This is a genomic window from Roseivirga seohaensis, assembly GCF_001592945.1.
In the GTDB taxonomy this organism is placed as follows: domain Bacteria; phylum Bacteroidota; class Bacteroidia; order Cytophagales; family Cyclobacteriaceae; genus Roseivirga; species Roseivirga seohaensis.
This window is the reverse complement of sequence record NZ_LRPB01000005.1, coordinates 116,396-137,144: the sequence shown is the minus strand read 5'-3', so window position 1 is coordinate 137,144 and position 20,749 is coordinate 116,396. Positions and strand designations below refer to the sequence as shown.

The window sequence follows — 20,749 nt, the reverse complement described above, 5'->3', positions numbered from 1 at the left end:
TTCTTTTACTTCCCATAATCCCCCCTTTCCTCCGCAGCCATACTCAACTGCTCCTCAGCTTCTTTAATAGTTACTTGACCGTTCATGAGCATGGGTAATAACCAATCGCGCAATGAGCTGAGTTCTTGGTTTTGTTTTAGGTTTATCGTAATAGTTTGATTACCGGGAACCACAATAGCGCCAAAATCCTCAATAAGAGACTTTGGTGGAATAGCAATCTTTAAACCTTCAATATCTTTTGGATAAACATGTGGTTGTGCAGATCCTCTTGCCTGCTGATAAATATACGCTTGACGCATTTTGAGAAACCCTAATACAAGAAGAGTAACAGAATCAGATTCTCCCCGAACAGTCGTGCAATCGCATGCAAAAATTGGCTCTCTCCAAAAATTGATATATCCAGCACTTGCTCCTGAAGCACTTATTGTGATTGTATTAGCTTCATAATTGGATTTCGAATGAAAATACGAATAGTCGAGACCGGCTGATACTACCTTAATCTTGCCCGAGGTATCTGCTGTTTTTTCAGTGACTAACGTCCCCTTTTTTACAACAGCATAGTTACCCAAGGAATCAACTTCCCAACCCTCAGGAATCTCCCTTTTCAAGTCTTGATTATAAACCATTGGCCCACCTGAAGATTTATAAGGCTTGCCTGCTAAAGAAGAGTCACCCATCTTCGCAGCTAGTGCTGCTTCTATGGGGAACTCAAACTGCACAAACCAATAGTCATAAATCAGTTTGGCCATGGCCTCTAACTCCGCATTGATTTTATTATTCAGCTCGATTTTGGAGTCAAGAGAAGAGAGGACTGAGGCTATTTGTTGCTGTTCCTTTTTAGGGAATAGCGGTATTTTAACATTGGCAAGTATTCCTTGATTAAGGTTCTGAATACTTGTTCCCCCTGAAGAAGATATTAATGATTTGAATCTATTTGTTCGGGTAAAATAAGCTAAAAATATAGGTGAGATTAAGTCAGAAGTAAGACGCGCTCTAATACAGAAACCAGAATAAAGAGCTTTAATATTCTTGTCGATAAATAGACTGCGTCCAACTAGATCCTTATTTCCATTAGATCTAACAAAAAGTATATCATTCTTTTTTAAAAAGTCTTCAGCCTTTGTTATTCCAGAAGGATTTATCTCTGTAAGAGTTTCGTAGTGTGGTATAAATCTGTCTTTGAAGTCAGGTATACCGATAAGTAAACATCCTTTTCCCTGACTTTCTTTGGCAAAGTTCAACCCGTTCCTGAATTCTGCAATTTCTCCAAATTTAATCTGGATCATATTTTTGATTCATTTAAGTTGAGTTGAAGTAAGGAGTTTTTGATGTTAGACTCAATTTCTTTTGACTCATCAAAGAGTTCACCCAAATCAACTTTAAAACCTGCTAGTTTCTCTTGAAACTCCTCAGCAGTAATATCAACATAGTCAATCTTCACTTCAAAATACTGGCCTGCGCTTAGGCTGTAGTTTTTGGCCGCAATGTCTTCATAGCTTACCACCACTGAAAAGTCGTCTAAGGCATCCTTATTGTTAAAGGTGTTAATGATTTGGTCTTCTTCTTCCGCAGAAAGTACAGTCTTCTGGTTCTTGTCGTCCACCTTTACTTTGGTGCCTAGGTTAGAGGCATCTAAGAGCACCACATCACCCTTATTTTCTTTGTCTAAAAACAGAATAGATACATTGGTGCCTGTGGTAGCAAAAATATTACTGGGCATACTCACCACTCCGGCCAGCCATTTTTTCTCTACCAGTTTTTGCCTGATCTTTTTATCAATACCACTTTGGGCAGTAATAAAGCCCGTAGGCACTACAATGGCTGCCTTGCCTTTATCGTTGAGCGAGAACATAATGTGCTGCAAAAAGAGCAGATAAATGGCCATTGATTCCTTCTTCTTCTTTGGCACATTGGGTATGCCTGCAAAGTAACGCTCGTGGTTGGCCTTGCTGTCTAGGTCATCTCTGTAGTCAGAAAAATCTAGTTTAAAAGGCGGGTTGGAAACGATATAGTCGAACTGCTTTAGTTTGCCATTGCTCTCTTTATGGAAAGGGTCGGAAATGGTATTACCCTTTACAATATTGGGGATGGAATGCACGAGGTTATTCAAAATCAAATTCAACCTGAGCAGGTTAGAAGATTTCTGCGAAATATCTTGAGAGTAAATTGTGCATTTGTCTTCGCCAATCTGGTGGGCCAAATTCATCAGCAGCGTGCCCGAACCTGCCGAAGGGTCGTAACAAGTGGCATTACTCACTTCGCCTTGTACAAGGCAACGCGCCATTATTTTAGAAACGGCATGGGGTGTAAAGTACTCTGCATACTTGCCGCCACTGTTGGTGTTATAGTCTTTAATCAGGTATTCAAAAATGGTAGCAAAGAAATCGAACTTTTCTTTGAAGATGCGCTCAAAACTAAAGCCTACCAGTTTGTTGATGATGGCTCGGCAAAAATCGTCTCGCTTATCGGTTACATACTTGCTTATGTTTTCAAAGAGCACAATCTTTTGTCCGCCTTCTGTAATCACCGAGAAGATATCGCTGTTTTCTCTGGCAATTTCTATAAGGGTATTGTCGAATAAGTCTGCAAAGTTAGGTTCGTTCTGCCTAGCAAATAGGGAAGAGATAAATTGATCTGGCTTTATCTGGGCTGTGCTTTCGCTCAGCTGTAGCATCAAAAGCTCATATTCGTCTGCATCATAATTGCGAATGGCTTCTTCCCAGTCTTTGGCATCGGCAATGGATGCATCGAGCTGTTTTACCTCATAAATGAACTTGTCGTTTAAGAATTTATATAAGAAAGTCTGTGTAATGATTTTGAATTCATTGCCATCGTTGCCCAGGCCATAATTGGCGCAAACGCTCTTTAAATTATCTATTAATGCTTTTGTCTTGCTTTCAAAAGCGATGGTCTCTGTCATGCTGCTCTTCCGTTAAACTCGTTGAGGTATTCTTTGGCGATCATGTGATAAATGCGTTTTGATTGTTCTGCATTCACATTCATGTTAAATTTATTTCTGATTTGATTCACAACAATACGCGCCATCATCTTCTCTGCAAAGCTTTCGTTGCTTAAAATATTGGCGTTTTGCATAATGTGGTTGTCAACCTCTGATTTTATGCTTTGCAACATCTCTAATAATTTGGTTTCCTTATCAGTTAAAGGGTCTTTTTCCATAAGGCGTTTATGAATACGCGCGTATTTAGCGTCATTGGCATATTTGGCCCGTAAAAGTTGGTTTTTACGCTCCATTTCCTTGGCGGAGTCATAAATGGCATTCAAGGCTTTAATGTTTTGTTCCATTTCTTCCTTGGTTACTTCGCTCAGGTTTTTCTTTTTAAAGAGTCTTTCCAATTCCTCTTTCAAGCTGATAAAGTTAGGGTCTTTCGGGTCGAAGTTGCCGCCTAACATTTCGCGCGTGCGTTGCAGAGTATTTTTCAACTTATCGGCCAATACCATTTCTTCCTCCCTAATTTTAGTAAAGGCGAAGATTACATCTTCCAAAGCTACATTGAGCAGGTTCGTAGTATCCTCGTTAGCATCTAGGTTCTGCTTCAGGTTAATCAACTGTAAGCGATTGTTGGCCTCTGTAGCAAGTTTGTTCAACAGTTTAAAGTCTAGCTTTTCCAATAACTCATAATTACCTGTTAAGCGAATGAGGTTATACAGACTCTTGGCCGTATTCAATGCCTTGGCAATATTCAGCATTTCCTGCCGATCATTGATCTGGTTGATTTGCCTAGAGAAAGCCTCCGCATTGTTGGTGTCAAAATAGAAGAGCGTGTCCTTGATCTCTTCTATGTCAGACTCAATCTCTTCCTTCGATTTAAACAGGTTACTGTAATGCTCAATTTCATCACCAAGTTCGCTCTGTAGTTCATTAAAGTAATCTCTATTGGTCTTGTCGAACTCTTTTTGAATGTCGGCAAAGTCTACTACATAGCCATAGCGGAAATCTTTGTAGGTTCTGTTTACCCGAGTGAGGGCTTGCAATAGGTTATGCGATTTAATCACTCGGCAGATGTAAAGCTTTTTCAAACGCTTGGCATCGAAGCCAGTCAAAAGCATATTGTAGACAAACAGAAAATCTATTTTACCTTCTTTGAACTCCTCAACTTTCGCTTTTCTATCGTCTTTCGTTCCGACATCGTGAAGTATAAGCGCAGCTGTTTTAACTTTTCGCTCATGGGCTCTTTTCTTGCCATAGCTTTCTGGGTCATCAGCAGCTAGGTAAAGCGGTTCGGTGACCTCATGTTTTTCTTGAAAAATTCTGAAAAGCTCCTTGGCTTGTTCCGAGGAATCGCAAATCACCATTCCTCCAATGGAATTCTCGTCAAAGCGAAGCCTAGAATTTTGAAAGTCTTCGATGATGTAGTCGAGCATGGGCTCCACAAACTTCGGGTGAGCATAAACGAACTTGCGTTTTCCTTCGCCTTCTAAAATTTTAATGTCTTCTAATGCCTTTTGTAAAGCCAACTGATAAGAAGTCTCAATCTCTTCCCGAATCAATCGTAAGGTGTAGCCATCAGCGATAGAGGAGTTATAGTAGTATTTATGAATGTAGCCCCCGAAGAGCGAGCGAGAGTTGTAATCGTCACCCAAAAGTGGCGTACCAGTAAGCCCAATTTTAATGGCTTCAGCATCTGACTGATTAAGGTTTGCCAAAAAGCTGCCTTTGGGGTTGTAGCTTCTGTGTACTTCATCTAAAAAGTAGACCCGTTGTACATTCAGTTGATAATCTCTATTGGAGACTACCGATGGATCATCTTTGAATTTTTGAATGTTGACCACGGTAATTTCTGCTTTGCCGGTGTCATTGTGTAAGGCAATGTTTGCTTTAATGTCTTGAACAAAGTCTTCCTTTGAGTCAATGGTATGAACAATTAATCCTCTGCTTTTAAATTCTCGGCCTGCCTGAATGAGCAGGTCAATTCTATCAACAATGAAGTAGAATTTTGGAATAATATTTCTTTTGCCGAAGTAGTGCTTTAAGTATTTGACATTGTAGAAAGTGAGAGCCGTTTTTCCGCTTCCTTGTGTGTGCCAAATAATGCCTTTCTTACCGCCATTCACCAGCGTGCGCTCAATCGCTTGTGTCGCAAATAGCTGCGGATAACGCATGATATGCTTCTCAAAGCCTGTTGATTCTTTCACATAAGCCAAAGCGAATTCAAGAATAAAAGCGAGTCGCTCTTTGGAGTATAAAGAGCTAATGATTCTATTGGTAGGCGTGTTGGTATCCTTGTTCAGCGCAAATTCAGATGAATCTTTTATGCTCAGGAGGTTATTGTCTTTTAAGACGAAAAGCTCTTGCTCATTACTGAGCTCTTGCAAGTCAGGAATGACTTTATAGTCTTTATCTTCTCTAAAGTAATTGAACACTGATTCTTGATAGGAAGGGCTGGCATAAAATGCCCCTTCAATTGGAATAGGGTTTTCATCGTCATATTCCATGTTATTGGAAAAGACCATGAACTGCGTAAGGTTGACAAACTTTCTGAATTTCTTATTCTGGAAGCGCGTTTTCATTCGTTTGTGCTCCGCTTGTATGCCGTCAAGGTTATTGGGCTTTTTCACCTCAATAAATGAAAGCGGCATACCATTAATGAGTATGATGATGTCGGGTCTAAAGCTGTCGTCATCTTTCTCGTAAGGTAATTCGGTAACTACATGAAGACTGTTGTTTTCGAAATTGTCAAAATCAATGAGCCTAACCCCAGAACGGTCAATCAGTCTTTCATAAAAGGCTTTTCCTAAGTCTTCGTTTTCAAGGTCTAGCGCTATTTGATTATATAAGCCATCAAGGTCTAATTCTGAATTATTAGCGTTGATTCGGCTAATGCTTTCATCAAAAATACTTTTAAAAATATTGGTTGTATAATCCCAACTGGTAGTTTTTAGGGATAAGTAATTATAGCCCAATCTCATCAAATGGAGAATGGCTGGTATTTTTACTCTGCTGTCTTCGTTGAATTTCATCAAGAGCGCCTATATCAAAAAATAATATTTTGGTAGTTTCTCCAACAATATAAGTGAATGAATTTAGAATTGGCTTATTGCAGTATGTGAATTATTTAATAGGTGGGCTGTTTTGGGTGGAGTTAGAGGTTGGAAGTTAGGCGGTCGGCACCGCAGGTCAGACCGCGGCTCATTCCGTCTGTATCGCAGATTAGTTGAATTTCGGGATTACGCTGATTGTAAGGTGTAGAGAAGGTTTAGGCAGGCATCTGTGCCATCCTTTAATCCTTATGAATCTGTGTTTCTACTTTTTTTGTCTGCATCACAGGTTTGATGGATTACGGGATTTCACTGATTTGGCACCAAAGCCCGCCTTTGTTGCGTGTTCTTCACCAACAGGATGGATGTCATCAAATGAGCTAGCAAACCACTCCTATTCTTCTGCCAGTCACTATGAGAGAAATGGAAATAGGTTTACTTTTCTTACCCATTACATACAATACTTTGGGTATTGAAGATGGTAAAAGAAATCAAAAGCAATCATTTGAGGCTTGTTGGTGAAGAACACCAACAAGCACGAAGAACCCTCAAGCGTTTTTAGTATAAATAAGTATAGATAGATATGCAATGACTCAATTACCAAATCAATCTAGCATTTTGATTGAATAGGTTCTATTTTGAATTAATCAATTCATTCAAACATCTACTTATCGCCTCTCTAATATCATCTGCCTCGGTTTCACCCTGACCTTCAGCCGAACAGGACGAAACTAAGAGCCTCTTACCAAAGGATACAAATTGAATAGTTACTTCAATAGTGTAACCGAGGCCACGATTCCTTTTTCCACTCTCACCATAATTAACCACTAATGTCTCGTCAGCAATATCATTTTTTAATTCAGGAATTAGAATGAATCCGTCCTTTGCAAGTATACCAGAAATAACATCACTTGGGTTAACACTCTTACTGGAGGAATAAAACCGATCACCTATGGTTGAGCCTGAACTTGATGTCAAGCTTTCAGTTTGAGAAATATAAATATATCTATAGTCCTTTATATTCTCATTTTTAACGATCGTCACTGGCTTTAACGAGCCACAGCTGCTGATAAAAAAAATGATGAGAAATAAGCCAACAACCTTTTTCATACTGTTTAAATTTTCCGCCCCTATTAACGTTCTTCACGAACAGGCCACTGAGGTTCCACCAGTGTTAGTGTTCTTTCGCCTCCTCTTCTTCTTTCAACTTTCTTCTTAAAATTTTACCCACATTGGTTTTGGGCAGCTCAGCTCTGAACTCATAATGTTTCGGACGCTTGTAGCCTGTTAGGTTTTCATGACAATAGTCGCGTAACTCTTCTTCGGTAAGTGACGGATCAGATTTTACGATAAAGGCCTTTACACATTCTGTTGAATGTGGGTCTGGAACGCCAATAACCGCTACTTCTAACACTTTTGGATGGTCGGCAATCGCGTTTTCAACATCGTTTGGATATACATTGAACCCAGAAACGTTAATCATATCCTTTTTACGATCTACAATTTTGAAGAAACCTTCTTCGTCCATTATACCGATGTCTCCAGTTCTGAAATAACCTCCTTCAAAGAATACCCCTTCGTTGTCTTTGTTCCAATAACCCGACATCACCTGCGGCCCTTTAACACAAATTTCTCCTGTTTCGCCTTGCGCTAAGCGGTTTCCGTCATCATCGAAAATGGCCAATTCGGTAGAAGGCACAGGCAAACCAATTGTCCCCATTTTATGGGTTCCATCTAGTGGATTTACACAAATAACCGGAGAGGTTTCACTCAAGCCATAACCTTGTACCAAAGGAGTCCCTGTGACTTCCTCCCATTTCTTGGCTACAAAGTCTTGAACTGCCATTCCACCTCCAATAGACACTTTGAAATGAGAGAAGTCGATTTCCTTAAAATTGGGTTGATTCAGCAGTCCGTTGAACAGCGTGTTCACACCTGTAAATAAGGTAAACGGATGTTTCTTCAGTTCCTTAATAAAGCCAGGCATATCACGCGGATTCGTGATCAGTACGTTTTTAGCTCCAATGTGCATCATAAATGTGCAGTTCACATTTAGGGCGAAAATATGATAGAGCGGGATGGCCGTAATCATTACATCTTTTTGCCCATCCTTTAAAAGGGGTTTAAAAACGTGTGTAATAATCAAAGTATGGGCAACCACATTGTCATGAGATAAAATTGCACCTTTTGATACGCCAGTGGTACCTCCTGTATATTGAAGAAAAGCTGTGTCGTCTCCTTTTATCTCAGGCTGAGTGTATTTCATTCGAGCGCCTTTGGTCATAGCACTCTTGAAAGAAATCGGATTGGGAAGTTTATAAGCAGGCACCATCTTTTTAATGTGCTTCACCACAAAATTGACAATCTTTCCTTTCAAGCCTCCAAGCATATCGCCCAATTCGGTAACGATAATGTTTTCAACTGTAGAAAGGTTTGGTATTGCCTCTTCCAAACTTTTGGCAAAATTAGCCATGATTACAATGGTTTTTATACCAGCATCATTAAACTGATGCTCCATTTCACGATGGGTATACAGCGGATTTGTGTTGACCACAATACAACCAGCTTTAATGGCACCAATAAGCACTACCGGATATTGTAAACAATTGGGCATTTGAATAGCGATTCTATCCCCCTTTACCATGCCCAACTCATTTTGCAAATAGGCCGCAAAGTTGGTAGAAAGCTGATCTACCTCCTGAAAAGTAAGCACTCCGCCCATGTTCTCGAAAGCCTCGCGGCTACCAAACTGATTAAAGGCGTTTTGATAAAGTTCTAGAAGGTTTTTAGGACGTTGATCTTCAATTTCTGCGGGAACACCCTTTGGGTAATGCGCAATCCAGGGGAAAGTACTCATGAATTAAAATTTGGCTATCATCAAATATAAAGATGAATTACCAAAAAAAAAGGAGGCCAACAAACAAGCCTCCTTTCAATCTAAGAAAAAACAAAAGAATACGTTTCCAAACTAGTATTCAATGTGAATGGCTGTAGGGGAAGGAGTCGAACCTTCACGGAGAGATTAGTCGTCAGGTAGTTCAGATTTATTTCTTTTTCTCCACCCTCGAGAAAGGAGGGCATGGCTGCCTGTTTCATCACCCTACAGTGTATAGCTTCTCTTTTGAAACTGTTTCAAAGGTAACAGAAACAGTTGATTCATTAAAATATCAACAATGTAATGACCGAATATTTAGAGATAAATTATTTAATCAATACATTTATTATTGAATCAATAATTTTAACCAAAAATCATGGCCGATAATTACGAAATCGATAATGTGGATTTGAAAATCCTCTCTATTCTTCAGCATAACGCAAAAAAGCCCTATACCGAAGTAGCCAAACAAGCATTTGTTTCTAGCGGAACTGTACATGTAAGAATGAGCAAGCTTGAAAAAATGGGTGTAGTAAAAGGCGCTTCTCTCGATTTAAACCTTGCTAAGCTTGGCTATAATGTCTCTGCCTTTTTAGGGGTCTTCCTTTCCAAAAGTTCGCTGTACGAAAAAGTAGCCACACAATTAAAAAAAATACATGAGATTACTAGCATTCACTACACTACTGGGAATTACTCCATGTTTGTAAGAATTTATGCCAAAGGAACCGATCACTTGAAGGATATTCTCCACGATAAAATTCAGAAAGTAGACGGCATTGAACGTACAGAAACCTTTATCATACTTGAAGAAACTTTAACCAGAAGCATTCAGTTGGATAGTTGATTCAAGGGATTTCTAAACTCATAATAGCTTTTAGTAATAGTTTATTGAAAAAAGGAATTAAGGAAACCAATCCTTTAATCTATAAGTTGTACCTTTGTATTTAAAACGATTCTAAATAACTAGGAATGAGCAAAGACGATCAGATATTAGAAGAGTTCACCTCCAAAGAATACGAGTTCGGATGGACAGTAGACTTTGAAGCAGATGAAGCTCCCAAAGGTTTGAACGATGATATCATTCGGTTTATTTCTGCAAAAAAGGAAGAACCGCAATGGATGCTAGAATGGAGGCTTGAAGCTTTTCATGCATGGCAGAAAATGAAAGAACCAGAGTGGGCCAATGTTCACTACCCAAAAGTAGATTTTCAAGACCTCATATATTATTCAGCACCAAAGAAGAAAAAGAAGGTTAATTCCTTGGATGAAGTTGATCCGGAAATGATCGCTACTTTTGAAAGACTTGGAATTTCGCTTACAGAGCAAAAAAGGCTTACTGGCGTTGCTGTAGATGCTGTTATCGATTCAGTTTCAGTAGCCACCACTTTCAAAGAAACTTTAGGTGAACTGGGAATTATTTTCTGTTCATTTTCAGAAGCAGTGCGCGAACACCCTGAGCTGATTAAAAAACACATGGGTTCTGTAGTACCAGCCAACGATAATTACTATGCAGCACTAAACGCAGCGGTATTCTCTGATGGCTCATTCTGCTATATTCCAAAAGGAGTAAGATGCCCTATGGAGCTTTCTACTTACTTTAGAATCAATGCCGCCAATACAGGTCAGTTTGAAAGAACACTCATTGTGGCCGAAGAAGGTTCTTATGTAAGTTACCTCGAGGGTTGTACCGCTCCCATGCGTGACGAAAACCAATTGCACGCTGCCGTGGTAGAAATCAAAGCAGCCAAAAATGCAGAGGTAAAATACTCAACTGTTCAGAACTGGTACCCAGGGAATAAAGAAGGTAAAGGTGGTATTTACAACTTCGTAACCAAACGTGGTATTTGCGAAGGTGATCATTCTAAAATCTCTTGGACGCAAGTAGAAACAGGTTCGGCTGTTACTTGGAAATACCCTTCATGTATTCTGAAAGGTGATTATTCAATTGGCGAATTCTATTCAGTAGCCGTAACCAATAATTTCCAACAAGCCGATACAGGCACCAAAATGATTCACATTGGTAAGAACACCAAGTCGAGAATCGTATCAAAAGGTATTTCTGCGGGCAAGTCGCAAAACAGTTACCGAGGCCAAGTTCACGTAATGAAACGTGCAACCAACGCCCGAAACTTCTCGCAATGTGATTCGCTTTTGATGGGCGATAAGTGTGGCGCACATACATTCCCTTATATCGACATCGAAAATCAATCGGCACAAGTAGAGCATGAAGCAACTACTTCTAAAATTGGAGAAGATCAAATCTTCTATTGTCAGCAAAGAGGAATTGACGCAGAAACTGCTGTGGCACTTATCGTAAACGGATACGCCAAAGAAGTACTTAAGCAATTGCCAATGGAATTTGCCGTAGAGGCGCAAAAACTTCTTGCCCTAACGCTTGAAGGGTCTGTTGGCTAATCTCTTATTTTAAAGTACCTGAACAAGACAGAGTTTAAAGGCACAAAATTTATCATCGAAGAACCTATAGCAGAAAATACTTCGACAAACCTTGAGCATTAAACTTTGAACATTAAACGCTAAACACTAAACATTAAAGAGTTAAGATGTTATCAATAAAAAATTTACAAGCCAGAATTGAGGAAAAGGAAATCCTGAAAGGAATCAACCTAGAAATCAAACCAGGCGAAGTGCACGCGATTATGGGACCAAATGGTTCTGGAAAAAGTACTTTGGCTTCTGTGCTTGCAGGAAGAGAAGATTACGAAGTAACTGGCGGATCGGTAGAGTTTTTAGGCAAAGATTTGCTTGAAATGGAAGCTGATGTTCGTGCTAGAGAAGGTGTTTTCTTGGCATTTCAGTACCCAATCGAGATACCAGGAGTGAGCACCACTAACTTTATGAAAACGGCTGTAAACCAAATCAGAGAGCATCACGGAGAAAAAGCACTCGATGCGGTTTCTTTCTTAAAATTGATGAAGGAGAAAATGAAGCTGGTTGAAATCGACCAAGCTTTATTGAGCCGTTCTTTAAATGAAGGTTTCTCAGGCGGTGAAAAGAAACGCAACGAGATTTTCCAAATGGCAATGCTTGAACCAAAGCTGGCCATTCTTGATGAAACCGATTCAGGTCTTGATATTGATGCACTCAAAATTGTAGCGCATGGTGTTAACACCCTGAAAAACAAAGACAACGCCACAATTGTGGTAACTCACTACCAAAGACTTTTGGATTACATCGTTCCTGATTTTGTACACGTACTTTATAATGGAAGAATTGTAAAATCAGGCACTAAAGAGTTAGCCTTAGAGCTAGAAGCCAGAGGTTACGATTGGATTAAGGAAGAAGCAGACGCAACCGCTTAAGCAGATATTTTATGGAAAAAATTGCAGGACAATCGATTTTAAATTCGCTTGAAACTCAATTTGAGGCGTTTGAAAAAAGCTTGAATGGTCAAAGTAAATCGGCAGCGCATGCCGTAAGAAAAGAGGCGTTCTCGAGCTTGAAGAACTCTGGCTTTCCTGGTCCAAAAAACGAGGAATATAAGTTCACCAACTTTACCAGAGCCGTTGAAAAGAACTTTGAACTGAATGGAACAAATGCTGATTTTGGTTTAACTGAAGCTCAAATTTCAGCTACTCAAATCGAAGGATTGGATGCGCATAAAATCGTATTCTTAAACGGGATTTATTCAAGTGAGCTTTCTGACAACATTCAAGTAGAAGGTTTAAAAGTTGAATCACTTGCGGAAGGTTTCAAAGCCAATTCAGCGTTGGCTCAGGCGAATTTTGGCAAAAAGGCCAGCTTCGCAGAAGACGCGTTTGTAGCCTTAAACACTGCTTTCAGTCAGCATGGGGTTACGATTGAGATCGCGGACAAAGCGGTAATCGAAAAACCAATTGTACTTTACTTTATTGGTGATAGCTCAACAGCAGAACTTTCATACCACATCAGAAATATTGTGGTGGCGGGTAAGTTTTCTCAAGCCACCATTATTGAGAAATTCGATACCGTTGGTGAACACAAAAGCTTTACAACTTCGGTGAATGAAATCAGCGTAAGCGATAGTGCCCACCTTCGTTTTTTCAAAATTGAAAACGACACAGAGCAAGCTTATCACATTTCAAACATTCACGCTTCGCAGGGAGCAAACAGTAATTTTAAAGCCTTTACCTTCTCGCTAAATGGCGCGATGATTCGTAATAACCTGAACATTAAACTTCAGGCCGAAGGCATTGAAACCTACATGAATGGACTCTATTTATTAGACGGAAAAACGCATGTAGATAACCATACCGTTGCTGACCATATGATGCCCAATTGCTATTCAAACGAATTGTATAAAGGCATAATGGATGGTAGCTCAAAAGGTGTTTTCAATGGGAAAATCTTTGTTCGCCCTGACGCACAAAAAACCAATGCATTCCAGTCAAATAAAAACATCCTGATTTCTGACAAGGCGACTGTAAACACCAAGCCTCAATTAGAAATTTGGGCCGATGATGTTTCTTGTTCGCACGGCTGTACTACTGGCCAATTGGATATGGACGCACTCTTCTACCTACAAGCAAGGGGAATTCAGAAAGATAAAGCACGCGCTATTTTATTAAAGGCCTTCGCTAACGATGTGTTAGAAACCGTTGAAAACGAAGCGATCAAAGAATATCTCGCTGCAATTATAGAAAAGAGGTTGGAAAAATAAACCATGGCTCAGACTTTGGAAAAACACACATTGGACATTCAGAAAATCAGGGCTCAATTTCCCGTGCTTCATCAAGAAGTGAACGGTAAGTCCTTGATTTACTTCGATAATGCCGCCACAAATCAAAAACCAAAAAGGGTAATTGATGCTTTGGTGAAGTATTACGAGCATGACAATGCGAACATCCATAGAGGAGCGCATGCCTTGGCCGCTCGTGCTACAGAAGCATTTGAAAACACACGTGTTTCCGTACAGAAGTTTATCAATGCCAACGAGCCCGAAGAGATTATTTTCACCAAAGGCACTTCTGAAAGTATAAATCTAGTCGCTTCAAGTTGGGGGAGAAAGTTTTTGAACCCAGGAGATGAAGTTTTGATTTCAACCTTAGAACACCACTCCAACATTGTGCCTTGGCAAATGATTTGCGAAGAGCGCGGAGCAGAACTTAAGGTAATGCCCATTAACGAAGCTGGTGAAATTATTATAGAAGCACTTGATGAGTTGATTACTGAAAAAACCAAGATGGTCGCATTTAACCATGCTTCTAATTCTTTGGGCACTATCAACCCAGTAAAACACATCATCGACAAAGCGCATGCCGTTGGCGCCAAAGTTTTGGTAGATGGCGCACAAGCCTCCTCTCACCTCACTGTTGATGTTCAAGCATTAAATGCCGATTTCTATGCTTTCTCTGCTCACAAAATGTATGGCCCAACAGGTTTGGGCGTGCTGTACGGTAAGCGCGATATTCTCGAAAAAACCCCTCCTTACCAAGGCGGTGGAGAAATGATTAAAGAAGTGAGTTTTGGTAAAACCACTTACAACGATATTCCTTACAAATTTGAAGCAGGCACTCCAGATATTGCGAATGTAATCGCTTTCAATGAAGCCATTCTCTTTATTAATGAATTGGGCAAAGAAAACATTGCCGCTTACGAAAATGAGCTATTGGCTTATGCTACTGATAAAATCACCCAAATAGAAGGTGTGAAACTCATTGGTACGGCCAAAGAAAAAGTGAGTGTGCTTTCTTTCGAAGTAGAAGGAATTCACCACTTCGATTTAGGCATGTGGCTCGATGCTAAAGGTGTTGCTGTAAGAACAGGCCACCACTGTACTCAGCCTTTGATGGATCACTATTGCATTGAAGGAACTGTTCGTGCTTCATTCTCTGTTTACAACACGATTGAAGAAATAGATGCTTTTATTGAAGCTTTAAAAAGCACAATCAGCAAATTCAAGAAATGAGCGAAACCATAAACGATATTCAAAACGAGATCATCGAAGAGTTTTCAATGTTGGATTCCGACATGGAAATGACCATTGAATACATTATGGAATTGGGGCAGCAGTTACCAGAAATGGCAGAAGCACTCAAAACCGAAGACAACATTGTTAAAGGCTGTCAATCTAAGGTTTGGCTGAATGCTGAAGCAAAAGATGGTAAAATATATTTAGAAGCTGATAGCAATACTGCCATCACGAAAGGGTTGGTGAGTATTTTGGTAAGAATTCTTTCTGGTCGTACGCCTCAAGAAATCGTTGATGCGGATCTTTACTTTGTAGACAAAATTGGTTTAAATAGATTCATCGGCACGCAACGATCTAACGGTCTTGGCGCTATGATGAAACAAATGAAAATATACGGATTAGCGTACTCTGCTAAGGCGGAGTAAGCCTCAAATAACAAAAGTCAAATCTCAGGCATCACAATTGAGATTTGAAATTTGTTTTTTGTCATTTGATAATTTGACGTTGAATTATGGAAGATAACTTAAGAGACCAAGTTGTAGCTGCAATAAAAACAGTGTACGACCCTGAAATACCGGTAGACGTATATGAGTTGGGTTTGATTTATGAAATCAATGTTTTCCCAGTGAATAATGTTTACGTATTAATGACATTGACTTCTCCTTCGTGCCCTGCGGCAGAAGTGATACCAGAAGAAGTAAAACAAAAAATTCAGGCCATAGAAAGTGTAAATGATGTTGAAGTTGAATTGACATTCGACCCGCCATTCACGCAAGACATGATGTCGGAAGCAGCCAAGCTAGAACTTGGTTTTATGTAAGAATAGCCACAAGGCATTTACGATTTAGAAACGAAATAAAATTAAGAAATATGTATCCTGAACATTTACTCGTCCCTTTCAGACAAGAATTGACTGAAGCGGGTTTTACAGAACTAAAGACTGCTGATGCTGTTGAAGATCATTTAAAAAACCAAAAAGGTACTTCTTTGGTAGTAATCAATTCAGTTTGTGGTTGCGCAGCTGGAACAGCAAGACCAGGTGTTAAAATGGCTTTAAAACTAGCTGATAAAAAACCGGACCACCTTATGACAGTTTTTGCTGGTGGCGACATCGAGGCAACGGCTAAAGTAAGAGAATTCCATATGCCTTACCCTCCTTCTTCTCCATCTGTTGCGCTTTTCAAAGATGGCGAATTGGTACACTTTGTTGAAAGACATCACATTGAAGGCAGAACAGCTGATATGATTGGCGGCCATTTGGCTGACGTTTTCGAAGAATACTGCTAGTCGTAAACACACTAAATGAAACAAAAACAGGCCACTTCAAATGAAGTGGCCTGTTTACTTTACGATTGATTCTATCGATTATAAATCTAATCGATAATAAAAGGTGTTATAAGACGCGATTAGAAAATCACTTGAATTTACTAACCTTCTTAATTCCTTATTGCTCATTTGTTCAACCGTATGAATTGGAGCTTCTAAAAGCAATTCGTTGTCCTTATCGTAAATCTTGATGATCTTAATCGGAGAAGGCTTAACGTTACCTTCATCGTCAATTACGAATTCTAATTCGCAATCTTTACCTAAGTTCAAATCATCTTTTACTTCAGAAATCAATTCAATAGCTTCTTCTCTTGTTAATTTTTCATCAGCAATTTCAGAAGCCATTGATGTTGAGCTAATACCTATCAAAAGGCAAATCATTAAAGGAATTCTTCTCCTTAAAATGTCGATTGTGTTGTTTATTGAGTTCATGACCTTGTTGTTTTTGAGTTTAACATTGCTGCCGACCAAAGCAGCTGACCTACCTCCTTATGACAACGCTTATGCCAACTTACACAACTAACTAAATATCAGTATGTTAACATATATCACATCAAAAAATATAGCCCGTTATTCGTTCATAACCGTACACATTTGTACGCTTATACCACAGTTAAACTTTTTTCTAATTTAATCGTCCCCTATCCAAGCTTCACTTTTGGAAGAAAGCTAAATAAGAGCCCAACACTAAATCTGTCGTTAGATTGAATCTGCGCAATGGACTCCGAATTATAGTTCTGATTCAAAGGAGATTGATACTGAAAGTTTAGGGTAATTCTATTCAAAGTCAGCTGCGTTCCTATTGTTGCAAAGAGAGCCCTACCACCTGTATTAAATTCTTCATAGTTACCTTCTTTATGTCTTGCTGCACTTTCGTGATAAACACCTGCAAAAGGCAATACTAGCTTATCTTTAATAGTCAGGTATTTTAGCAAGTATACACTGTAGTTGAATTGGTTTCCGATTTTATAATCATCACTGTTCTTTCCATTCAGCTTATAAGATGACTCTATATTAAACGCCCAAGTTGAGTAGTTTAAGGTATAATTAGTGCTGAAGATATAATCAAGGCTTCCAGACCCCATCTGAAAATTCCGATTGATAATTACACCATTATCTTCCTTCTGATGCTCTCCAAGAGGTAACTTTAGCCCTACACCTACTTGAACAACATTGCTCCAAAGACTCTCCTCCTTCGGTATTTTCAATTTAGGACTGAAATATAACATCATAGTAGGGTCTCCTAAGCCAGAAGACTTTACCTTCTGATGACTCCCGTCCATATTATTGGATAAGTAGGGTAATTGTAGATTCAAGCTGAGCCTTTCTGTCAAACCTATTCTCCCCAATATTTCCATACGTTGGTAAGTATCTTCTGAAAATTCAGGCTCCAAATATTGACTATTATGATCTATAAAAGCATTAAACTTCGCATGGCTATATCGTAGACCTATGAAGTCTTGATAATGTTGATTCAGTATACCATAGGATAAACCTCCTAAACTACAACCACATATATCGCAGGCCATGAGTACTCTTGTAGAGACACCCAACAGCATTATTATTAAAATTCTTCTCATTTTATCGATTATGAAATTTTGAATCCGAGATAAACTCTCGGTCGGTTAGTGTTCTTAGAAAAGCAATGATTTTGCTTTTCTCATCTTCATTCATGGAAATACCCAATGAGGTATTTCCTTTCAACTCTTCATCCAAAGTAGGAGAAATCACTACACCTTCACTGTAATGATCGAGAACAGCTTCTAGGGTCTTAAACCTACCGTCATGCATATAAGGAGAAGTCAATTCAACATTCCTTAAACTCGGCACTCGAAATTTACCTTCATCCTGTCTGCTCTCTGTAATTCTAGCACGTCCAGTGTCCGTAAACTCACTGTCCAACCCATTGTTTCTATAAGTGAAATCGGTGAATAATTCACCCGAATGACAACTGCTACACTTTTGCTTAAAGAGCTCCAACCCTGCTATTTCCGTTTCAGACAGTATTTGACCTTCATTTCTTACATACTTATCATAAGCTGAATTTGAAGACACCATCATCAGGGTAAATTGAGATAGGGAATGTAGTATATAGGGTGAAGTAACTTCTTCGGTTCCGAAGGCTTGAAGAAACAACTCAGGATATTCCGAGTCATTTTTGAGTTTCCGTACCAAATTCGCCAAGTCTTCATCCATTTCTACTTCAGACTCAATGGCATTAATGGGCACAAAGTCTAAGTGCGTTACGCCTCCATCCCAAAAAAACTCTTTAAAAAAAGCCAAATTAGTCAGCGATGGAGCATTCCTAATCCCTAACAAATCGTCAATCCCAACACTTACTGGGTGTTGCTCCGAATCAGCAAACGCCTTCGACTGTTGATGACAATTATTGCAAGAAACACTACCGTCTCTTGATAGCTTAGGATCAAAAAACAGCTTTCTTCCTAACAAAAAGCCCTCTTTGGTTATTGTATTATTATCGAAGGTATAAGTTGGCTCAGGAAAGTTTGAAGGTTTTTTGAACTCATAAGTTAAGTCTCTGGGGCTGTCACCCTCACTTGAGCAGGCCGTTAAGCAAAATAAGCACACCCATAGAACAGGGTGTGCTATAATCATTTTAACCTTATTAATGCACATGATCTACTGCAAAAGCTGTAGTTATATTCTCCGCGAAAGGTTTACCAGCCAAAGGCGAGTGAACTCCGTATGTATCTTGAAAATTGATATCGCCTAGTACTTTCAACGCATCAGTAACAATATGCGCTTGTGGTTTTTGAGTCGCAGAAACTTTAGCATTCACCCCTAAATTGAGTGTAATCGTTTTAACATTGTTAAAGAATCTCTGAGTCTCTCCTGCTGCAGGGGCAATGTCTTTCCAACCTCCAATGTGAATACTAAAACCTTTGTTAGCATCACCAGAGGCAGAAGAAGCGCCTTCAATCCCAAAGCCTATGTAGCCAGAATTCCAATTCCAGAACCATGCGCCTTCTGCGGGGTCAAGTACTCCACCTGCTGCACCTTCTACAACTCCATCTTCCTCAATCCCTACTGTAAAAATGATTTTATCATACTCTCCATAAGGAACATTGTTCAAAGAAATTTCTGAAGAACTTGGTTCACTTTCCTGAATCAAGTAGTAGCCTTTTACATTTGCTGCATTAGCATCTACTTTCATTTCATCTTCATAAACCTCTCCGTTTGGGCCCGATAATTTGATTTTGCTGATGTAGTACCGAAATGTAGATAGGTTGAAGTTTTGGCCTTGATTGTTTTCAAAATTATAGTCTGTTGAACCTGCTGTCTTGAGAGACATTTGCTTGGTTCCTACAATATTATCAAACTCGACAACGAACTCACCGAAACGCTCGGCTTGCGGAGTATCATCTTCTCCGCAAGACATTGTAAGGGCAAAAATTGATACTAGAAGTATATATTTAATCTTATTCATTTCTATATTTTTTATTCAGTTAATAGCAATTCCAAAAGGGCATATTTCTCCATCCTCTAGTCCAAAATCGGCCTTGAGTAAATGAAACAGGCACTTTGTAAACAAAGCTTCCTTTTGTATTGCTGAAAATTAATTGTAAAGTTTAGTGCATAGCTGTCCATCCTCTGATCGAATCAGAAATGGAATTCTATACTAAAAATGACGGAAATGAATTAAGATATGGGAGGATGAAAAATATCGGAGGTGAAGCCCACTAAGAGCTTATCCTGATTGAGAGTAGCGCCCCATTCATTCAATAAAGAGTAATCCTTATCGAAGAATGTGGTTTGTTTGAATTCTTGGAAAAAGAAGGTAATTCTTATTTCCTCTCGAACTGGAGCTTTTTGATCTTGAGTATCTCCTTCTAACATTCTCAGTTGTTTGTTTAGAAAACACTCACCTCCACAAACCGTAATTGGCTTGTCTCTGTTGATACACAGCACTTCGGCTATGTAATCTCTGCGCAGCTCAAAATCCAGATAAACAAGTGGGGCAATAAACGCGCTGATTAGTGAACTCGTCACCAGCAACCATGCTACCGCTTGTTTTATGTAATTCATGCTACAAATATGGGGTTGAAGCATTAAAGGAGAAAGGTTTTTCTTGAGATATTTTAATTACAAAGAGCCTATCTCCATAGGCTCCTTATAAAATTTGAAAACAAAAGTTTTCAAATCCCCCTCAACACAAAATAGTAAGTGTTACTAAATTGAATTTTCTCTTATTTCTCTAAACTCACGGTGTAATTTCCTGAAGTTCCGGCTGCTACTCCTCCGCCTGTATGGGTAAAACTGAACTTAAAGTTTGTCAGGCTCAGTTCTAGAATTGTAACCTCCTCTCCTGTGTCTAAATTAATACTACCTGCTGCTTCATTAGCCCATGTCCAAGTACCCGTGGCACGAAAAAGGTCACCTCCATTGGTGGTGGTATAGCCCCCATCGGTAAATGACAGTGTAAAGCCTGGGTAATTCAAACTCACATCTTGATCATCTAACATGATTTTTCCAGATATACCGAATGTCCAATTCCCTGCAAGTTTTTCAAAGGCGAGCTCTTTGTTTGTTGGTCCGTTTGGGTCATCTGAGCTACAACCTATAATGATCATTACAAGTAGTACTAAAGCACTTATGGTTTTGGTTCTATTGATTTTCATAGT

General features: G+C 39.3%; 19 protein-coding genes. 8 read left to right on the top strand and 11 right to left on the bottom strand.

Features of this window, described 5'->3' with window-relative positions; genetic code table 11:
* Positions 1-5: 5 nt before the first annotated feature.
* The 5 genes from AWW67_RS03165 to AWW67_RS03145 all read right to left on the bottom strand — a co-directional run bounded on the left by AWW67_RS03165 (position 6) and on the right by AWW67_RS03145 (position 8,854).
* Complete coding sequence (locus tag AWW67_RS03165; RefSeq protein WP_062300203.1) at positions 6-1,286, bottom strand: restriction endonuclease subunit S; 1,281 nt, start codon at positions 1,284-1,286, stop codon at positions 6-8.
* Positions 1,283-2,920 carry an HsdM family class I SAM-dependent methyltransferase gene (locus AWW67_RS03160; RefSeq protein WP_062300201.1) on the bottom strand — a complete coding sequence of 546 codons (1,638 nt, stop codon included), beginning with the start codon at positions 2,918-2,920 and terminating at the stop codon, positions 1,283-1,285. Before AWW67_RS03160 ends, AWW67_RS03165 begins: the two co-directional genes overlap by 4 nt.
* On the bottom strand, positions 2,917-5,979 hold the full coding sequence (locus AWW67_RS03155) for a type I restriction endonuclease subunit R (protein ID WP_062300199.1): 3,063 nt from the start codon (positions 5,977-5,979) through the stop codon (positions 2,917-2,919). Before AWW67_RS03155 ends, AWW67_RS03160 begins: the two co-directional genes overlap by 4 nt.
* Before the next feature lie 651 nt (positions 5,980-6,630).
* Complete coding sequence (locus AWW67_RS03150; protein WP_062300197.1) at positions 6,631-7,107, bottom strand: hypothetical protein; 477 nt, start codon at positions 7,105-7,107, stop codon at positions 6,631-6,633.
* A 64-nt stretch (positions 7,108-7,171) separates the two neighbouring features.
* Positions 7,172-8,854 (bottom strand): AMP-binding protein, encoded by a 1,683-nt coding sequence (locus tag AWW67_RS03145; RefSeq protein WP_062300195.1) that lies wholly within the window; start codon positions 8,852-8,854, stop codon positions 7,172-7,174.
* 394 nt (positions 8,855-9,248) lie between these two features.
* On the opposite strand from AWW67_RS03145, the gene AWW67_RS03140 reads away from it, so the two are divergent.
* The 8 genes from AWW67_RS03140 to AWW67_RS03105 all read left to right on the top strand — a co-directional run bounded on the left by AWW67_RS03140 (position 9,249) and on the right by AWW67_RS03105 (position 16,067).
* Positions 9,249-9,716, top strand: a complete 468-nt coding sequence (locus tag AWW67_RS03140) for an Lrp/AsnC ligand binding domain-containing protein (protein ID WP_053224680.1) — start codon at positions 9,249-9,251, stop codon at positions 9,714-9,716.
* A 125-nt stretch (positions 9,717-9,841) separates the two neighbouring features.
* A complete protein-coding gene (gene sufB, locus AWW67_RS03135; protein ID WP_062300193.1) occupies positions 9,842-11,287 on the top strand; it encodes a Fe-S cluster assembly protein SufB in 1,446 nt (481 codons plus the stop codon).
* 146 nt (positions 11,288-11,433) lie between these two features.
* Positions 11,434-12,192, top strand: coding sequence for a Fe-S cluster assembly ATPase SufC (sufC, locus tag AWW67_RS03130; RefSeq protein ID WP_062300192.1), 759 nt, complete (start codon positions 11,434-11,436; stop codon positions 12,190-12,192).
* A gap of 11 nt (positions 12,193-12,203) precedes the next feature.
* Positions 12,204-13,529: a Fe-S cluster assembly protein SufD gene (sufD, locus tag AWW67_RS03125; RefSeq protein ID WP_062300190.1), complete on the top strand. Its 1,326-nt coding sequence runs from the start codon at positions 12,204-12,206 to the stop codon at positions 13,527-13,529.
* Positions 13,530-13,532: 3 nt separating this feature from the next.
* Entirely contained in the window at positions 13,533-14,777 is a 1,245-nt protein-coding gene (locus AWW67_RS03120) for an aminotransferase class V-fold PLP-dependent enzyme (RefSeq protein WP_062300189.1), read from the top strand.
* Positions 14,774-15,205 (top strand): SufE family protein, encoded by a 432-nt coding sequence (locus AWW67_RS03115; RefSeq protein ID WP_062300187.1) that lies wholly within the window; start codon positions 14,774-14,776, stop codon positions 15,203-15,205. The genes AWW67_RS03120 and AWW67_RS03115 overlap by 4 nt, the downstream gene beginning before the upstream one ends.
* Before the next feature lie 86 nt (positions 15,206-15,291).
* Positions 15,292-15,600 (top strand): DUF59 domain-containing protein, encoded by a 309-nt coding sequence (locus tag AWW67_RS03110; RefSeq protein WP_062300185.1) that lies wholly within the window; start codon positions 15,292-15,294, stop codon positions 15,598-15,600.
* 50 nt (positions 15,601-15,650) lie between these two features.
* Positions 15,651-16,067: a BrxA/BrxB family bacilliredoxin gene (locus tag AWW67_RS03105; protein ID WP_062300184.1), complete on the top strand. Its 417-nt coding sequence runs from the start codon at positions 15,651-15,653 to the stop codon at positions 16,065-16,067.
* Between the two features lie 78 nt (positions 16,068-16,145).
* Here AWW67_RS03105 and AWW67_RS03100 read toward each other — a convergent pair whose 3' ends face one another.
* The 6 genes from AWW67_RS03100 to AWW67_RS03075 form a co-directional block, all read right to left on the bottom strand.
* Complete coding sequence (locus AWW67_RS03100; protein ID WP_141655370.1) at positions 16,146-16,538, bottom strand: hypothetical protein; 393 nt, start codon at positions 16,536-16,538, stop codon at positions 16,146-16,148.
* A 209-nt stretch (positions 16,539-16,747) separates the two neighbouring features.
* A complete protein-coding gene (locus AWW67_RS03095; RefSeq protein WP_062300180.1) occupies positions 16,748-17,686 on the bottom strand; it encodes a transporter family protein in 939 nt (312 codons plus the stop codon).
* Between the two features lies 1 nt (position 17,687).
* Positions 17,688-18,722, bottom strand: coding sequence for a cytochrome-c peroxidase (locus tag AWW67_RS03090; RefSeq protein WP_260311281.1), 1,035 nt, complete (start codon positions 18,720-18,722; stop codon positions 17,688-17,690).
* A 10-nt stretch (positions 18,723-18,732) separates the two neighbouring features.
* Complete coding sequence (locus AWW67_RS03085; RefSeq protein WP_062300176.1) at positions 18,733-19,554, bottom strand: MbnP family protein; 822 nt, start codon at positions 19,552-19,554, stop codon at positions 18,733-18,735.
* A gap of 212 nt (positions 19,555-19,766) precedes the next feature.
* Positions 19,767-20,153 (bottom strand): hypothetical protein, encoded by a 387-nt coding sequence (locus AWW67_RS03080; protein ID WP_062300174.1) that lies wholly within the window; start codon positions 20,151-20,153, stop codon positions 19,767-19,769.
* A 161-nt stretch (positions 20,154-20,314) separates the two neighbouring features.
* Positions 20,315-20,746 carry a hypothetical protein gene (locus AWW67_RS03075; RefSeq protein ID WP_141655369.1) on the bottom strand — a complete coding sequence of 144 codons (432 nt, stop codon included), beginning with the start codon at positions 20,744-20,746 and terminating at the stop codon, positions 20,315-20,317.
* Positions 20,747-20,749: the final 3 nt, after the last annotated feature.

Coding starts and splice junctions, on each gene's coding strand:
- AWW67_RS03155 (WP_062300199.1), bottom strand. CDS start 5,979: ATGAAATTCAACGAAGACAGCAGAGTAAAAATACCAGCCATTCTCCAT.
- AWW67_RS03105 (WP_062300184.1), top strand. CDS start 15,651: ATGTATCCTGAACATTTACTCGTCCCTTTCAGACAAGAATTGACTGAA.
- sufD (WP_062300190.1), top strand. CDS start 12,204: ATGGAAAAAATTGCAGGACAATCGATTTTAAATTCGCTTGAAACTCAA.
- AWW67_RS03165 (WP_062300203.1), bottom strand. CDS start 1,286: ATGATCCAGATTAAATTTGGAGAAATTGCAGAATTCAGGAACGGGTTG.
- AWW67_RS03085 (WP_062300176.1), bottom strand. CDS start 19,554: ATGAATAAGATTAAATATATACTTCTAGTATCAATTTTTGCCCTTACA.
- AWW67_RS03145 (WP_062300195.1), bottom strand. CDS start 8,854: ATGAGTACTTTCCCCTGGATTGCGCATTACCCAAAGGGTGTTCCCGCA.
- AWW67_RS03150 (WP_062300197.1), bottom strand. CDS start 7,107: ATGAAAAAGGTTGTTGGCTTATTTCTCATCATTTTTTTTATCAGCAGC.
- sufC (WP_062300192.1), top strand. CDS start 11,434: ATGTTATCAATAAAAAATTTACAAGCCAGAATTGAGGAAAAGGAAATC.
- AWW67_RS03075 (WP_141655369.1), bottom strand. CDS start 20,746: ATGAAAATCAATAGAACCAAAACCATAAGTGCTTTAGTACTACTTGTA.
- AWW67_RS03110 (WP_062300185.1), top strand. CDS start 15,292: ATGGAAGATAACTTAAGAGACCAAGTTGTAGCTGCAATAAAAACAGTG.
- AWW67_RS03160 (WP_062300201.1), bottom strand. CDS start 2,920: ATGACAGAGACCATCGCTTTTGAAAGCAAGACAAAAGCATTAATAGAT.
- AWW67_RS03100 (WP_141655370.1), bottom strand. CDS start 16,538: ATGAACTCAATAAACAACACAATCGACATTTTAAGGAGAAGAATTCCT.
- AWW67_RS03140 (WP_053224680.1), top strand. CDS start 9,249: ATGGCCGATAATTACGAAATCGATAATGTGGATTTGAAAATCCTCTCT.
- AWW67_RS03115 (WP_062300187.1), top strand. CDS start 14,774: ATGAGCGAAACCATAAACGATATTCAAAACGAGATCATCGAAGAGTTT.
- AWW67_RS03095 (WP_062300180.1), bottom strand. CDS start 17,686: ATGAGAAGAATTTTAATAATAATGCTGTTGGGTGTCTCTACAAGAGTA.
- sufB (WP_062300193.1), top strand. CDS start 9,842: ATGAGCAAAGACGATCAGATATTAGAAGAGTTCACCTCCAAAGAATAC.
- AWW67_RS03120 (WP_062300189.1), top strand. CDS start 13,533: ATGGCTCAGACTTTGGAAAAACACACATTGGACATTCAGAAAATCAGG.
- AWW67_RS03080 (WP_062300174.1), bottom strand. CDS start 20,153: ATGAATTACATAAAACAAGCGGTAGCATGGTTGCTGGTGACGAGTTCA.
- AWW67_RS03090 (WP_260311281.1), bottom strand. CDS start 18,722: ATGATTATAGCACACCCTGTTCTATGGGTGTGCTTATTTTGCTTAACG.